13 protein-coding genes and 1 tRNA gene are annotated in these 15,017 nt (G+C 57.4%); 5 read left to right on the forward strand and 9 right to left on the reverse strand.

Features of this window, described 5'->3' with window-relative positions; translation table 11 throughout:
* Window position 1: 1 nt before the first annotated feature.
* Genes citF through URZ40_RS04440 form a run of 6 tightly spaced genes read right to left on the reverse strand, consistent with a single transcriptional unit; the run spans window position 2 to window position 5,990 of the window.
* Window positions 2-1,519, reverse strand: a complete 1,518-nt coding sequence (citF, locus tag URZ40_RS04415; RefSeq protein WP_320719855.1) for a citrate lyase subunit alpha — start codon at window positions 1,517-1,519, stop codon at window positions 2-4.
* Between the two features lie 10 nt (window positions 1,520-1,529).
* A complete protein-coding gene (citE, locus tag URZ40_RS04420; protein ID WP_029740740.1) occupies window positions 1,530-2,405 on the reverse strand; it encodes a citrate (pro-3S)-lyase subunit beta in 876 nt (291 codons plus the stop codon).
* Window positions 2,402-2,695 carry a citrate lyase acyl carrier protein gene (gene citD / locus URZ40_RS04425; protein ID WP_116341984.1) on the reverse strand — a complete coding sequence of 98 codons (294 nt, stop codon included), beginning with the start codon at window positions 2,693-2,695 and terminating at the stop codon, window positions 2,402-2,404. The genes citE and citD overlap by 4 nt, the downstream gene beginning before the upstream one ends.
* Before the next feature lie 16 nt (window positions 2,696-2,711).
* Complete coding sequence (gene citC / locus URZ40_RS04430; RefSeq protein ID WP_163329657.1) at window positions 2,712-3,734, reverse strand: [citrate (pro-3S)-lyase] ligase; 1,023 nt, start codon at window positions 3,732-3,734, stop codon at window positions 2,712-2,714.
* A gap of 13 nt (window positions 3,735-3,747) precedes the next feature.
* Window positions 3,748-4,611, reverse strand: a complete 864-nt coding sequence (locus URZ40_RS04435) for a fumarylacetoacetate hydrolase family protein (RefSeq protein WP_041908312.1) — start codon at window positions 4,609-4,611, stop codon at window positions 3,748-3,750.
* A gap of 17 nt (window positions 4,612-4,628) precedes the next feature.
* Window positions 4,629-5,990: a 2-hydroxycarboxylate transporter family protein gene (locus URZ40_RS04440; RefSeq protein ID WP_116341990.1), complete on the reverse strand. Its 1,362-nt coding sequence runs from the start codon at window positions 5,988-5,990 to the stop codon at window positions 4,629-4,631.
* A 345-nt stretch (window positions 5,991-6,335) separates the two neighbouring features.
* Between URZ40_RS04440 and URZ40_RS04445 the strand changes: the two genes are divergently transcribed.
* Both URZ40_RS04445 and URZ40_RS04450 read left to right on the forward strand, forming a co-directional pair.
* Window positions 6,336-7,961 carry a sensor histidine kinase gene (locus URZ40_RS04445; RefSeq protein WP_166712333.1) on the forward strand — a complete coding sequence of 542 codons (1,626 nt, stop codon included), beginning with the start codon at window positions 6,336-6,338 and terminating at the stop codon, window positions 7,959-7,961.
* Entirely contained in the window at window positions 7,951-8,643 is a 693-nt protein-coding gene (locus URZ40_RS04450) for a response regulator (RefSeq protein ID WP_163329660.1), read from the forward strand. The genes URZ40_RS04445 and URZ40_RS04450 overlap by 11 nt, the downstream gene beginning before the upstream one ends.
* Before the next feature lie 107 nt (window positions 8,644-8,750).
* Here URZ40_RS04450 and URZ40_RS04455 read toward each other — a convergent pair whose 3' ends face one another.
* Window positions 8,751-10,886 (reverse strand): ornithine decarboxylase, encoded by a 2,136-nt coding sequence (locus URZ40_RS04455; RefSeq protein ID WP_320719860.1) that lies wholly within the window; start codon window positions 10,884-10,886, stop codon window positions 8,751-8,753.
* Window positions 10,887-11,067: 181 nt separating this feature from the next.
* Here URZ40_RS04455 and URZ40_RS04460 point away from each other — a divergent pair, with 181 nt between their 5' ends.
* Entirely contained in the window at window positions 11,068-11,781 is a 714-nt protein-coding gene (locus URZ40_RS04460; RefSeq protein WP_116341998.1) for a DUF554 domain-containing protein, read from the forward strand.
* A gap of 95 nt (window positions 11,782-11,876) precedes the next feature.
* Window positions 11,877-11,952 (forward strand) — tRNA-Phe (locus URZ40_RS04465).
* 76 nt (window positions 11,953-12,028) lie between these two features.
* On the opposite strand, the gene URZ40_RS04470 is transcribed toward URZ40_RS04465, so the two are convergent.
* Entirely contained in the window at window positions 12,029-13,813 is a 1,785-nt protein-coding gene (locus URZ40_RS04470; RefSeq protein ID WP_316379950.1) for a hybrid sensor histidine kinase/response regulator, read from the reverse strand.
* The gene (locus URZ40_RS04475) at window positions 13,810-14,442 is read right to left on the reverse strand and encodes a response regulator transcription factor (protein WP_316379949.1); all 633 of its coding nucleotides are present in this window, start codon (window positions 14,440-14,442) and stop codon (window positions 13,810-13,812) included. Before URZ40_RS04475 ends, URZ40_RS04470 begins: the two co-directional genes overlap by 4 nt.
* 175 nt (window positions 14,443-14,617) lie before the next feature.
* Between URZ40_RS04475 and URZ40_RS04480 the strand changes: the two genes are divergently transcribed.
* On the forward strand, window positions 14,618-14,932 hold the full coding sequence (locus tag URZ40_RS04480) for a lipoprotein (RefSeq protein ID WP_028014394.1): 315 nt from the start codon (window positions 14,618-14,620) through the stop codon (window positions 14,930-14,932).
* Window positions 14,933-15,017: the final 85 nt, after the last annotated feature.

A 15,017-nucleotide genomic window follows, 5' to 3' on the forward strand; every position in this document is an offset into this window, starting at 1 on the left:
TTCACTCCTTTACCTGTCGAACAGTGTCGATCACGCTGCCGTCGCGGTAGCGGATCACCCCGACGATTTTGTCGGTAAACTCAATCGGTTTCGGTACGCCGGTCAGGGAAATCGCCCGCTCGTAGAGCGCGCTGATGTCCACAACCTTCAGCCCGGCGTCCAGCAGCCGCTCGCGGATCTCCGGGCGCGCCGGGTTGACCGCAATACCGTGATCGGTGACCAGCACGTCGATGCTCTCACCCGGCGTGAGGCGCGTGGTGACCCGCTTCACGACCGTCGGAATGCGGCTGCGCAGCAGCGGCGCGACGACGATGGTCAGGTTCGCCGCGGCGGCCACGTCGCAGTGCCCGCCAGACGCGCCGCGCATCACCCCGTCGGAGCCGGTGATGACGTTAACGTTGAAATCGACGTCAATTTCGAGGGCACTGAGGATCACCACGTCGAGCTGGTCGCAGCTTGCCGCCTTGCTGCCGGGGTTGGCGTAGACGTTGGTGGAGATCTCCACGTGGTTCGGGTTGCGCGCCAGCGAGGCCGCCGCCTGGCCGTCAAAGCACTGGGTATCGAGCAGCTTTTCAATGAGCCCCTTCTCGTGCAGATCCACCAGGCTGCCGGTGATGCCGCCGAGCGCAAAGCGCGCCTTCACGCCGCTGCGTTCCATCTTCTCTTCCATAAAGCGGGTGCAGGCGGTCGCCGCCGCGCCGGAGCCGGTCTGCATCGAGAAGCCCAGTTTGAAGTAGCCGGAGTGTTCAATCACGTCCGCCGCATAGCGGGCGATCATCAGCTCGCGCGGGTTGCTGGTGACGCGAGCCGCGCCGACGCTGATTTTCGCCGGGTCGCCCACGCTCTCTACCTGCACGATGTAGTCCACCTGGTCCTGCACCAGGCTGGCAGGCATATTGGGGAACGGCACCAGTTCTTCGGTGAGCAGTACCACCCTGTGGGCAAAGTGCGCGTCCACCATCGCGTAGCCCAGCGAGCCGCAGCACGATTTGCCGTGCGTCCCGTTGGCGTTGCCAAACTCATCGCTGCACGGCACGCCGAGAAACGCCACGTCGATATTCAGCTCGCCGTCCTGGAGCAGCTTCACGCGCCCGCCGTGGGAGTGAATCTGCACCGGCTCGTCCATCAGCCCGTGGGAGATGGCGTCCGCCAGCCTGCCGCGCATGCCTGAGGTGTAAATTCGGGTGATGACGCCGCTTTCGATATGCTCGATCAGCGCGTCGTTGCAGGTCATCAGGGAGCTGGAGGCCAGCGTCAGTTTTTTAAAGCCCATTCGCGCCAGCAGCGCCACGACGGTGTTGATCACCCGGTCGCCTTCGCGAAACGCGTGGTGGAAGGAGATGGTCATCCCGTCCTGCAGGCCGCTGCGCTTAACCGCCTCTTCAATGGAGGCGCAAAGCTTGCGGCCGTGCTTCACGTCGCTGTCCGCCAGCCAGGGCGTAGCGCTGTGGGCGGTATCAAAGGGTTTTAAGTCCCGCAAATGGGGGAAATTCACGTGGAGAAGTTCTGTCTGATTCATTTTCTCATCCTTACCGACGCACGCCGGAGGCCGCCGCGCGCTCCAGCACCACCTGCGCGTGGTTAATAATCGGTGCATCCACCATTTTGCCGTTGAGCGACACCACGCCCAGGCCGTTACGCTCGCCCTCTTCTGCCGCCTCAATCACCCTTCTGGCGTGATCCACCTCTTCCTGCGTCGGGGCATAGGCGTTGTGCAGCAGATCAATCTGGCGCGGGTTAATCAGCGATTTGCCGTTAAAGCCCATCTTGCGGATCAGATCGACCTCGCGCAGGAACCCGGCCTCGTCGTTAACGTCTGACCACACCACGTCGAAGGCGTCGATGCCCGCGGCGCGGGCGGCGTGCAGCACAGCGCAGCGGGCGTAGAACAGTTCGGTGCCGTCGCCTCGCTCGGTCTGCATGTCCATCACGTAGTCAAAGGCGGCCAGCGCGATGCCGATTAAGCGCGGAGAGCTACGGGCAATCGCCACGGCGTTGATGACGCCAATGGCCGATTCAATCGCCGCCATCACTCGGGTGGAGCCAACCTCGCGGCCGCACTCCCGCTCAATGCGCTCAAGATGGCCTTCCAGCTCGTAGATATCGTCCGGGGTGTCAGTTTTCGGCAGGCGGATCACGTCCACGCCCGCGCGCACGGCGGCCTCCAGATCCAGCAGGCCAAACGGCGTGCTGAGCGGGTTAATGCGCACCACGGTTTCGATATCCTGATACATCGGGTGCTGCAGGGCGTGGAATACCAGCATGCGCGCGGTGTCCTTCTCGCGCAGGGCCACGGCATCCTCAAGGTCAAACATGATGGAGTCGGGGCGGTAGATAAAGGCGGTGGAGAGCATGGCGGCGTTGGCTCCCGGCAGGAACAGCATGCTGCGGCGGAGTTTGCTCATTTCAGCGCCCCCCAGTTGATGACCTGCTCGTCGGCAGCGCGCATCAGCGCGCTCTGCAGGCGGGCGCGGATCACGCAGTCCAGCGCCCCTTTGTCTTCAATAATGATTAATCCCTGGTGCACGTTCATGGCGCGCAACGTGTCGTTGACCACCTGGCGAATTTGCTCACCGAACTGCTTAATCACTTCACTGTGGATGACTATCTCCAGCTCGCCGTGAGCGGGAGCGATTTTCACCATCAGGTCGCTGGACTCCTGCGTTCCGGCCAGCGCCTCCCTTACAATTTTCATGATAAATTCCTGGTAGTTAAGCGACTTCCGCACTCGCACGGTAATGCGTTTCGAGATGCGCGAAGGTGGAGTCCGGGACAATCTCCCGGATCCGGGAAAACTGCTGTGTCTTCAGTAAGCGGCGCACTTCAGACGCCGAAATGGCGTTGCCGGTGGCCTTGATGCGCGGCATTTCCACCACGTCGATATGCGAGGCCAGCAGGTCGTGCAGCGTCTGGTTGTACTGGCGGGTGATATCGCAGAACGGCTCCGAGCCGATGAAGCGGTGCGTGATGCCGAGCGCCGGGGCGATGAAGTCCCGGAAGATCAGCACGTCGATCTCACTCCACGCCTGCTGCACTTTGCCGGTCTCCTTCAGGAAGTAGGCCGGGAAGGTGGCTCGGGAGATGATGTACTGCGAGCCTTCATGGACCACCACGTTCGGCAGATGCGCCACGCCCGCCCGCACCATCTCGAGGCGCGCGCTGAACGGGAAGAACGAGGCGTCTTCACGCACCACGAACAGGTGCAGGGCATCGCACTGCCCCGCCGCCTGCTCCACCAGATGGCGGTGGCCGAGGGTGAACGGATTGGCGTTCATCACTATCGCGCCAATGTTCTCCCCGCACCTGCGCTTTGCGCGCAGGGAACGGCAGTAGCGTTCGATCCCCTGCGGGGTGTTCTCCATCAGCACCGCGTTGTTCCCGCTTTGGGCAATCGGCCAGAAGCCACTGCGGGCAAAGCGCTCACGGTTGCACGGACGGGTGCAGAGGAAGAGGTGGAAATGGCCGCGCTCCAGCGCCGCATTTTCCACCTCTGCCAGCAGCCGCGCGCTGAGGTTCTCGCCGCGAAGCTGCTCGTTGACCGCCACGCATTTGATGACGTTGGCGGCAAGCCCTGCGCAACCCACCAGCTGCGCGCCGGACCAGGCTTCGACGAACAGCGTGATGTCGTTGTCCAGGCCAAGGCCGCTGTCTGCCAGCAGGTAGCGGATCTGGCTTAAGCGTTCCGGGTGTTTCGCCACAACGGTGTGGCGAAAATCGATGGGTCGCGAGTGCATGCTGCCGCCTTAGTTAATGTGCTGCCGCAAGCCCGACGGCTGGCGCTTCCACAATCACGTTGCTCAGATGACCGATATGCTCGATCTCCACCTCAATGCGATCGCCCTCTTTCATAAACAGCGGCGGGTTACGCTTTTTACCCACGCCGCCAGGGGAGCCGGTGATGATCACATCGCCCGGGCTGAGGCGGGTGAAAGTACTGATGTACTCGATCAGCTCTGCCACCTTGTGGATCATGCTGCTGGTGTTGTCCTCCTGCACCATGCGGCCGTTCAGCCAGGTGCGAATTGCAAGACTGTGCGGATCCGGGATCTCGTCCGCCGTCGCCATCCACGGGCCAAACGCGCCGGTCTGACGCCAGTTTTTACCGGCGGTAAACCAGGTGTGCTGCCAGTCGCGGGCGGAGCCGTCCATGTAACAGCTGTAGCCCGCCACGTGGCGCAGGGCGTCGTCGCGGCTGATGTTCTCCCCGCCTTTGCCGATGATCACCGCCAGCTCGCCTTCGTAGTCGAATTCGCTGGAATGGCGCGGCTTCAGCACCGGCTCGTTGTGGCCGGTCTGTGAATCCGGGAAGCGGACAAACAGCGTCGGGGCCGGGTTATGCTGGTCAAACTCCTTGCGCTTGTCGGCGTAGTTCATGCCCACGCAGAGGATTTTTTCCGGCTGCACGATTACCGGTAAGAAGGTGATGGCGCTCAGCGGCACGTCCACGGCGTCGTTCAGGTAGCGGGTGGCCTGCGCCAGCCCGTTGCCCTGCAACAGCGCCTTAAGGTCGCTGTAGCGGTCGCCGAGACGGCGACCTAAATCAATCACGCCGTCGGCCTGGACGATGCCGTAGCTGCGTTTTCCCTGGTATAAAAAGCTTGCGAGTTTCATTGTTCTTTCCTGAAAACTTAAACGAGGAAGTTGCCCAGAATCAGCAGTGAGATAGAGACGTTAATCGCCCCGCCGATACGGGTAGCAATCTGGGCGAAGGGCATCAGGCTCATGCGGTTGCCTGCGGTCAGGATCGCCACGTCGCCGGTACCGCCCTGGCCGCTCTGGCAGCAGGAGACGATGGCGACATCAATCGGGTGCATACCAATCTTTTTGCCGACGAAGAAGCCGGTCGCCACCAGCGCGGAGACGGTGCTGACGATCACCAGCAGGTTGCTGACGGTGAACGCCGCCACCAGCTCATGCCACGGGGTGATGGCCACGCCGACGGCGAAGAGGATTGGGTAGGTCACCGAGGTCTGGAAGAATTTGTACACCACCTGAGAGCCTTCCAGCAGGCGCGGAGAGGCGCCGTTGCAGAGCTTCACCAGTACCGCCATAAACAGCATGCCGACCGGGGCTGGCAGGCCAATCAGCTTGTGGCCGAGCATGCCCAGCATGTACAGCAGCACCGCCAGCAGCGCGCCGGAGGCGATGGTAGTGACGTCCGCTTTGCCGGAAAACGCAGGCTGAGAGACGGTGGCATCGGCATTCGCGCGGTTAGGCATCAGCTGGCCTTCACCGGTCAGGTGCGGATAGCGCTTACCGAGCTGGTTCAGGCAGCCGGAGATAATGATTGCCGTCAGACCGCCGAGCATGACCATCGGCAGCACGCGGCCGAGCGCCACGCCCTGGTCCATGTGCAGCAGGGTGGCGTAGCCGATGGAGAGCGGGATCGCCCCTTCCCCGACGCCGCCCGCCATAATCGGCAGAATGATAAAGAAGAAGATCTGGAACGGCTCAAGGCCCAGCGCCAGGCCCACGCCCATCCCCACCAGCATGCCGACGATCTCGCCGCACAGCATCGGGAAGAAGATGCGCAGGAAGCCCTGAATCAGCACCGTGCGGTTCATGCTCATGATGCTGCCGACGATAATGCAGCAGATGTAGAGATAGAGAATGTTGGTGGATTTGTAGAACCTGGTGGTGGACTCGACCACCACGTCTGGCAGCAGGCCGTAATAGACCAGCGCGGAAGGGATGAAAGTGGCGCAAATCGCCGCCGCACCGAGCTTGCCGACAATCGGCAGGCGTTTGCCAAACTCGCCGCAGGCAAAGCCGAAGAAGGCCAGCGTTGCCACCATCACCACGATGTCGCTCGGCAGTTTTCCGCCCAGGCAGTCGATCGCAATCAGCGCGCCCGCCAGAACGAACAGCGGCAGAGGAATAATCCCAATTTTCCAGGTATCCATAATATGCCACCAGCGCTCCTTGAGCGAAGGCCGCTGAATTTCAATCGGGTCGTGGGTAACAGAGAAGGAATCGTCAGTTGTGCTCATAATAAGCCCCTTAGTTATTTTGTCCGTTCAGCTTAGAGTCACAAAGGCTTACTTTATGTGAGGGATGGCATATTAAAAGCGAAGTTTTAATGGCAGCTATGGTTTTAATGGTTTCTTTTATTTAATGTGATTTATGCCTTATTTATTAGCGTGGTTTTTATGGTTTCTTTTCTGAATTGAACAAGCAAATAACATTTAACTTAGCGGCATGAAGTACATAAACCTTCAGGATAAATCATTTACACCCCCTGCTGTGCAAGGGATCACAAGTTTCCCGTAAAGCAGGCATCCGCATGAAAAAAGATGATATATTGACGATCTTTGCCGCCACCTTGCGTGATAGTTATGAAAGTCTCTTTCCAGATTAAGCTGTTTATTTCGCTGGTTGCCTTTTTCTCAGTGCTTTTTGCGCTGCTGGGCGGATATTATTATGCCGATGTAGGAAAGCAGCTTTATCAGGAAATGAGCGCGCGCGCTAAAATACAGGCAGAAGAGATTGCACTTATTCCGTCATTGCGCAATGAAGTTGAACAAAAAGATATCAACGCTATCCATGATTTTATGCAGAAAATTGCTGCCCACAGCGACGCCAGCTTTATTGTCATTGGCGATAATACGGGACGGCATCTTTTTCATTCCGTTTTTGCCGACAGGGTGGGCACGACGCTGGTTGGCGGCGACAATGAAGCCGTGCTGCAGGGGAAGAGCACGACAACCATTCGTAAAGGCGGGCTGGGCATTTCGTTGCGCAGTAAAGCCCCCATCTTCAACGACGCCGGGCAGGTGGTTGGCATTGTCTCGGTAGGCTATCTCACCAGCTACCTGGATACCATTACCGTCAGTAAAGTGGTCAATATCCTCATTGCTGCCGTGCTGCTGCTGATCGCTCTCTTTATCTTCTCCTGGTTCTTTACCCGCAGCATTAAGAAGCAGATCTTCTCCCTGGAGCCGCGCGAGATCGGTCTGCTGGTGCGCCAGCAGAAGGCGCTGATGGAATCCATCTACGAAGGCGTGATCGCTATTGATAACGAACGGCGGATAGAGGTGATCAACCAGGCGGCGCGCAAGCTGCTGGGCCTGAGCCAGCCAGCGCGCGAGCTGCGCGGGCAGCTGATAAGCCAGGTGATCGATCCGGTCCCGTTCTTCGACACGCAGACGATGCTGGCGAAAGATACCCATGATGAGATTTGCCGCTTTAACGATCTCACGGTCATTGCCAGCCGGGTACACATCATGCTTGAAGGATCGCTGCAGGGCTGGGTGATCACCTTCCGCGATCGCAACGAGATCGACTCGCTAAGCGCCCAGCTCAGCCAGGTGAAACGCTACGTCGATAACCTGCGCATCATGCGTCATGAGCAGTTAAACCGGATGACCACCCTGTCCGGCCTGCTGCATATGGGCCGCTATGAAGAGGCGATTGGCTACATTCAGGCGCAGTCGGAGCATGCTCAGGAGCTGCTGGACTTTATCTCTTCGCGCTTCAGCTCCCCCACCCTGTGCGGCCTGCTGCTGGGCAAAGCCGCCCGCGCGCGGGAGAAAGGCGTCGAGCTGAGTTTCGACCCGGCCTGTCGGCTGGACAAACCGTTCCTGCCGCTGGGGGAACAAGAGCTGATTTCGATTATTGGCAACCTGCTGGATAACGCCATCGAAGCGACGCAGCGGTCGCCGCTTCCCCATGCACCGGTGGAGGTACTGATAAAACTCAGCGAACAAGAGCTGATTATTGAAGTCGCCGACCAGGGCGTTGGCATTACACCGGCGATCCGTGACCGAATCTTTGAACGCGGCATCACCACCAAAACGCGCGGCGATCACGGGATTGGCCTGTATCTGATCGAAAGCTACGTGACGCAGGCTGGTGGCACAATAGAAGTTGCCGATAACACGCCGCACGGTGCCATTTTCTCACTGTTTATCCCGGCCATGGGAACCGCCCGGCAACTGGAAGATACCGACTATGCAACATGAACTTATCGACGTACTGATTGTTGAAGACGAGAACGAACTGGCACAGCTGCACGCGGAGCTGATAAGCAAACATCCGCGCCTGAGGCTGGTCGGGATTGCCTCGTCGCTGGCCGATGCGCAGGTTCAGCTTGAGAGTAAACAGCCGCAGTTGATGCTGCTTGATAACTATCTGCCGGACGGCAAAGGCATCACCCTTATCAGCAACCCGATGCTGGCCCGCGCCAACTGCTCGGTGATTTTCATCACCGCCGCCAGCGATATGGACACCTGCAGCCAGGCGATTCGCAACGGCGCGTTCGACTATATCCTCAAGCCGGTCTCCTGGAAGCGGCTCAGCCAGTCGCTGGAGCGGTTTGTGCAGTTTGCCGAACAGCAGCGGGTCTGGAAGATTGTCGACCAGCAAAACGTCGATTCTCTGTATCAGCTACAGGCGAAAAACTACCGTCTGGACAACGGCAGCAAAGGCATTGAGGAAAATACGCTGGCGCGGGTGCAGGCGCTGTTTAACGACAAGGCTACCCACTGCTTTTCGGTAGATGAAGTGGTGAGCGAAACGGGGTTAAGTAAAACCACCACCCGACGCTATCTGGAACACTGCGTGGAGGCGGGTTTTCTGACGGTGGAGATGCTGTACGGCAAGATTGGGCACCCGAGGAGGATGTACAAGCGTAGTGCGGTTTGATGAAACCCTACCCCTCACCCCGGCCCTCTCCCCAGAGGGGAGAGGGTGAAAAGACGGCTCCGTACCATCCCCTCTCCCCTTTGGGGAGAGGGTTAGGGTGAGGGGGCCTACTTCAATACATACCCATACAGCCGCTTGATCCCGTCGGCATCCTTCTCGCTGTACACGCCCTGCAATTCCGGCGAGAAGCCCGGCAGCAGGTTGATACCCTCCTCCAGCGCCAGGAAGTAACGCTGTACCGCTCCGCCCCAGACCTCACCCGGCACCACGCACAGTACGCCTGGCGGATAGGGCAGCGCCCCTTCAGCAGCAATGCGCCCTGCTGCATCCCGAATGCGAACCAGCTCCACCTCGCCGCGAATATAGGCCCGGTTTGCATCCTGCGGGTTCATTACCACCTCAGGCAGGCTCTCCTTGCGGAACATCGCCTTCTGCAGATCTTTCACGTCAAAGCTGACGTAGAGATCGTGCATCTCCTGGCACAGCTGGCGAAGGGTGTAATCCCGGTAGCGAACCGGGTATTTCTGGAAGATCGTCGGCAGCACGTCCGCCAGCGGCGTGTCGTCTTCAATATGCTGTTCAAACTGGCCCAGCATCGCCACCAGCTGCGCCAGCTTCTCGCTGCTTTCGGCAGGCGTCAGCAGGAACAGGATCGAGTTGAGGTCGCACTTCTCCGGCACGATGCCGTTTTCGCGCAGGTAGTGCGCCAGAATCGTCGCCGGGATCCCGAAATCAGTGTACTCCCCGGTTTCAGCATCAATGCCCGGCGTGGTCAGCAGCAGTTTGCAAGGGTCGACAAAGTACTGCTCGCGGGCATAGCCCTCAAACCCGTGCCATTTGGCCCCCGGCTCGAAGCTGAAGAAGCGAAGCTCACTGGCGATAGCGTGAGTCGGATGATCCTGCCACGGCCGCCCCGCCACCACCGGCGGGATAAACGGTTTGATCATATGACAGTTGGCAATGATCGCCTTGCGCGCCTCAATGCCCAGCTCGACGCACTCCGCCCACAGCCTGCGTCCACTCTCCCCTTCGTGGATTTTGGCGTTCACGTCGAGCGCAGCGAACAGCGGATAAAACGGGCTGGTGGAGGCATGCAGCATAAAGGCATTGTTCAGCCGCTTGTGCGGGCAGAAGCGCGCCTGGCCGCGAATGTGGTTATCCTTTTTATGGATCTGTGACGTTTGCGAGAACCCGGCCTGCTGTTTGTGCACCGACTGTGTCACGAAAATACCCGGATCGTTCTCGTTCAGCTCCAGCAAGAGCGGGGACGTTTCCGCCATCATCGGAATAAACTGCTCGTAACCTACCCAGGCGGAGTCAAAGAGAATGTAGTCACACAGATGGCCGATCTTGTCGATCACCTGACGAGCGTTGTAGATCGTCCCATCGTAGGTGCCAAGCTGAATGATCGCCAGGCGGAATGGACGCGCCTCGTTGGCCTTCTCCGGCGCAGCCTCGCGGATCAGGTCCCGAAGATACGCGTCATCAAAGCAGTGCTCGTCAATCCCGCCGATAAAGCCAAACGGATTGCGTGCCGCTTCCAGATAAACCGGCGTCGCGCCCGCCTGAATCAGCGCGCCGTGGTGGTTAGACTTATGGTTATTGCGGTCGAACAGCACCAGGTCGCCGCGGGTCAGCAGCGCGTTGGTCACCACCTTGTTGGCCGCCGACGTGCCGTTTAGCACAAAGTAGGTTTTGTCCGCGTTGAACACTTTCGCCGCGAACTTTTGCGCGTGCTTGGCGGAGCCTTCGTGGATCAGCAGATCGCCCAGCTTCACATCGGCGTTGCACATGTCGGCGCGAAACACGTTCTCACCGAAGAAATCATAGAACTGTCGCCCTGCCGGGTGTTTTTTGAAAAATGCCCCGTGCTGGTGGCCCGGACAGGCGAAGGTGCTGTTGCCCATCTCAACATACTGGCTCAGGGTGTCAAAAAAGGGCGGCAGCAGATCCTCTTCGTAACGGCAGGCAGCACTCTCCAGTTCCAGGAACTCCTGAGCTTTACCCGAGATGATCGCGGTGGCGCCGTCAGGTACGTCCGTTGGCTCCTGCGAAAAAATAAACACCGGTAAATGAAAGCCCGTGCGTTTCAGCAGTGCAAGAATGCCGCTGCGACTCTCAGCTGAAGTAATGACGACGGCCGCCACATCGGTAAAATCGGTGCTGTCCAGCGTCACCTTTTCACGGTGCGTAGAGACGGCGGAGACCAGCTCGCGGCTGACGGCAATTTTCATGGTTTTCATAGGCGCAGTTACCCTCACCGGGCGGTGAGACAGGGAGGAGAAAATTCGCGCAATAATGTCACCTTTTATTTTGAGGTGCAAGAAGGAATCAGTATGCACGAAACCACCCAAAGCTAAGGCCCGCGAAGCCCTGACGTGTCATAATAATGCAATATCAATGAGTAAATAACAGGAGTTAACCGTGGTTATCGGGCCATTTATTAACGCCGGAGCCGTATTGCTGGGCGGCGTACTGGGCGCAGTGTTGAGTCAGCGGCTGCCGGAGCGTATCCGCTCATCCATGCCCTCGATATTCGGCCTGGCATCCTTAGGCATCGGCATCCTTTTAGTGATCAAATGTGCCAACCTGCCCGTCATGGTGCTGGCCACCCTGCTCGGCGCGCTGATTGGCGAGTTTTGCTATCTGGAAAAAGGCATCAATAATGCGGTAGGCAAAGCCAAAAACCTGATAGCCCGACCGGGCAAGGCGAAGCACGGCACGCACGAGTCGTTTATTCAGAACTACGTCGCCATCATTATTCTGTTTTGTGCCAGCGGCACCGGGATTTTCGGTTCGATGCAGGAAGGGATGACGGGCGACCCAAGCATATTAATTGCGAAGGCGTTTCTTGATTTCTTCACCGCCACCATTTTCGCCACTACGCTCGGCATTGCCGTGGCGGCGATTTGCGTCCCGATGCTGCTAATCCAGCTAGCGCTTGCCACCTGCGCCACCTTGATTCTCCCGCTGACCACACCGGCGATGATGGCGGACTTCACCGCCGTCGGCGGTCTGCTGCTGCTGGCAACCGGGCTGCGCATCTGCGGGATCAAGATGTTTGCGGTGGTGAATATGCTGCCCGCCCTGCTGCTCGCCATGCCGCTTTCCGCGCTTTGGACGCACTTTTTCGCTTAAGAGTACGGCGAAATGGCGAGAGATTGCGCAGTCTGTAACGAAAACAACATTTTTCGTTGACGGCAACGGGCAGATCGGGTTTAATGCGCCCCGTTGCCCGGATAGCTCAGTCGGTAGAGCAGGGGATTGAAAATCCCCGTGTCCTTGGTTCGATTCCGAGTCCGGGCACCAAATTCATATTAACGGACCTCCACGGAGGTCCGTTTTTGCATTCTAAGCCCGCCAGAATCAACACTTCTAAATTCCCTTAACGACACCCGGACCACTGCGTCAGTAGCGCATACAATTTAGCCGGCTCCAGAGGCTTGCGCAGCACCAGGTACCCTTCCTGCTCCGCCGCCAGCAGAACCGGCGAGTTAAATTCGCCGCTAACCATCGCGCCGCTCATGTCCGGCAGACGTTCAAAAAGCGCTTTCAGGATGTCGAAGCCGCTTTCGCCGGATCGCAGACGCTGATCGCACAGCACGGCGAACGGCGTGAAGCCGTCGTCGATTATGGCGAACGCTTCTTCAGCGGAGGCCGCACAGCGCACGTTGATCCCCCAGATGCGCATCAGGCTCTCCCAGGCAGACGTCACCAGCGGGTCGTCATCGACGACCAGGCAGGAACCGCGCAGCGGCGCATAGCGTACCTGCGCGGCGGTGCTGTCATCGGCGGGCGGGATGTCCGGCGCGATCTCTTCTCCAGAATATTGAGTGAAGCGCATCCAGAAGCGTGAGCCTTTACCTTCAATAGATTGCATCCCGTACTTTACCTTCATCAGTTTTGCACAGCGGGCAACCACGGCCAGACCCAGCCCGTGTCCGGCGCTGTCGATCTTCCAGGCCAGCTCGGGGCGGTAGTAGGGAGAGAAGATTTTACCTTTCTCGTCATCGGCGATACCGACCCCCGTGTCCCACACCTCCACCAGACACTCGTCACCGCGCGGTCGGATGGCGACCAGCACGCCGCCCTGCTGCGTGTAGCGAAGGGCGTTTTGAATCAGGTTAATCAGCGATTGTCGCACCAGCAGCGGATCGCCCATCACGTGGATGCGGCGTTTGGGCCGACGGGTGGACAGCCTGAGTGCGCGGCTGTTGGCCTCTTCGCGAAACAGCGTGATCACCGAGTCGAGCAGAGCGCCGATGTCCACTCTGGAAGGTGCAGTGAGCACGTTCCCGGATTCAATCTTGCTGAGGTCGAGCAGAGAATTGAACATCAAATGCACCGAGCGAACGCTCTGCTGCAGGTCAAGCAGTTGGGGCGTCAGGCTGTCGTCGCGGTTTCGGTGGATAATCGCTTCGATCAGAAAGCCCATGGCGTGTACCGGCTGACGCAGATCGTGGCTGGCGGTCGTCAGGAACTGATTCTTATCCAGCAGCGCCTGCTCCGCTTCCTCTTTAGCCTGACGAAACTGTTCTGCCAGGCGTGAGCTTTTTTCCTCAAGCAGCGCTTGCTGAATGAAGAACGCGTGCGACGTTAACGCATGGCGGTAAATGGCGAAGCCGTAAAGCAGGTTCAGCATCAGCACAATGAACATCAGATCGTCCAGCCGCCAGATGATGCCGAGGTTCAGTACCCCCCAGGAGGCGAAGAAAAAGCACGTAAAGGTGCTGATGACCGGCGTCAGATGCGTCGCATTGGCGGCGACGATGGCGGCAATACTGATATTAAGTAGCAGGAAAAAGTCAAAGTTCTGCGTCTGCGGCGTAATTAAATAGAGAGATGAAATCCCCAGCCCGTGAATAAAAGCAATCTTATTTATGCGCGGAAGCCAGCGGCGCAGGACGTCCGCTTCATCATGCTCTTTCACTTCGCGCCGGTAGCGTCGGTGCAATATTCGGATTGCCACGGCACATAGCAGGTAAATAATTATCCAGGTAATGGTTGGGGCAAGTTCATCGCCCAGCAAATTAATCCAGATGGCGAAAGGAATACCGACAAATGGCACCGCGCTGAAGCTGAACACCAGCCGCATAAAGGTGTTGTTTAGTAAACGGATCTGCGCGGGAGGAGAGATGCCATCGTTCTGTAAGCTCTGGAAAAACCTCATTCTGATGATTCCCGCTTACCATGCAGAAGCGTGATGGCTTCGACCCGACTGTTAACACCTATTTTTTTCAATATATTGCTGATGTGTTCTTTTACCGTGGGCTCAGAAATTGAAAGCTGCGCGGCGATTCGCTTATTCGGCAGGCCGCGCATAATCATATTTAACACGTCTATTTGTCGCGGCGTTAAGTTAAATTTACTTAACTTCTCATTATTCGATTCAACGGAATATTCATTTCGCTCAGGAAACCAGGTCAAATTATCTGTAAGTGCAAAAACGGCCCGTGAGAACATTTCGGGCGGTTCACTTTTCAATACGAAACCGTGCCCCCCGGCGGCGTGAACTTTCTGCCAGATGTCATTATTGTCATCCCCACTGACCACCAGAAGCCGTACCTGTGGGTAAAGTTGTTTAACTTCTTTGAGTAATTTCAACGCTGTTCCGGACGAGAGCCAAAAATCGATTACCAGCAAACGTGGCGGGCCATTATCCCTAATTTGACGGTAGCAATCCTCCTCATTCGTCACCACGTACGCCTGCTTAAATTGGCAATGTGTAATCAGAAAATTGGCGATGCCGCTTGCTACCAATGGATGGTCATCAACGACCAACGCATAATTCTGCCCCAAAGGATCCTCCTTTTACCTTCGCATATCTGAGTGTACGGATGATTTATTATCTACCCACCCTACTTTAGGAGGGTTTTATCGATTAGGAAAGGGAAATATATTATTCGCTGATTTGGGTAATTCAAAACATAAATACAATCAGTGAAATTAACTGATTGGATATAAAGGATAATTTATGAAAAAACCACTAATCTTTTTAAGCGTTACGTTGATGCTAGCCGGTTGTTCCACGCTTAAAACCGATCAGGCTATTCCACTCCTGCAGGCGGAGACCGCTAAAATGCTGGGGTTGGGCTCATCGGATGAAATAACCGTGACCAATGTTAATGGCGCCCAGCCGGATGCACTGGGAGGACAGAAACTGTCTTATCGCGCGACGACGGAGAAAGGGCGTATTTTCGATTGCTCATCGATGATGATGCCGGGGATTTTAGGATCAGCACCGACGCTGAGCGCGCCAACCTGTACACCTGTTGTCACACATAAATAATTAACGCCAAATCAAAAGGCGTACATAAATAACGCCTTTTACATTCTCTGACATATCTGAGTTTTCATATAAAAACGATTTTCCA

The organism is Enterobacter sp. 296B2 (assembly GCF_034106185.1).
Taxonomy (GTDB): Bacteria; Pseudomonadota; Gammaproteobacteria; order Enterobacterales; family Enterobacteriaceae; genus Enterobacter; species Enterobacter cloacae_N.

Excerpts from the sequence above, each read along its gene's own strand:
- citF (WP_320719855.1), bottom strand. The coding sequence starts at position 1,519 with ATGAATCAGACAGAACTTCTCCACGTGAATTTCCCCCATTTGCGGGAC.
- citE (WP_029740740.1), bottom strand. The coding sequence starts at position 2,405 with ATGAGCAAACTCCGCCGCAGCATGCTGTTCCTGCCGGGAGCCAACGCC.
- citD (WP_116341984.1), bottom strand. The coding sequence starts at position 2,695 with ATGAAAATTGTAAGGGAGGCGCTGGCCGGAACGCAGGAGTCCAGCGAC.
- citC (WP_163329657.1), bottom strand. The coding sequence starts at position 3,734 with ATGCACTCGCGACCCATCGATTTTCGCCACACCGTTGTGGCGAAACAC.
- URZ40_RS04435 (WP_041908312.1), bottom strand. The coding sequence starts at position 4,611 with ATGAAACTCGCAAGCTTTTTATACCAGGGAAAACGCAGCTACGGCATC.
- URZ40_RS04440 (WP_116341990.1), bottom strand. The coding sequence starts at position 5,990 with ATGAGCACAACTGACGATTCCTTCTCTGTTACCCACGACCCGATTGAA.
- URZ40_RS04445 (WP_166712333.1), top strand. The coding sequence starts at position 6,336 with ATGAAAGTCTCTTTCCAGATTAAGCTGTTTATTTCGCTGGTTGCCTTT.
- URZ40_RS04450 (WP_163329660.1), top strand. The coding sequence starts at position 7,951 with ATGCAACATGAACTTATCGACGTACTGATTGTTGAAGACGAGAACGAA.
- URZ40_RS04455 (WP_320719860.1), bottom strand. The coding sequence starts at position 10,886 with ATGAAAACCATGAAAATTGCCGTCAGCCGCGAGCTGGTCTCCGCCGTC.
- URZ40_RS04470 (WP_316379950.1), bottom strand. The coding sequence starts at position 13,813 with ATGAGGTTTTTCCAGAGCTTACAGAACGATGGCATCTCTCCTCCCGCG.
- URZ40_RS04480 (WP_028014394.1), top strand. The coding sequence starts at position 14,618 with ATGAAAAAACCACTAATCTTTTTAAGCGTTACGTTGATGCTAGCCGGT.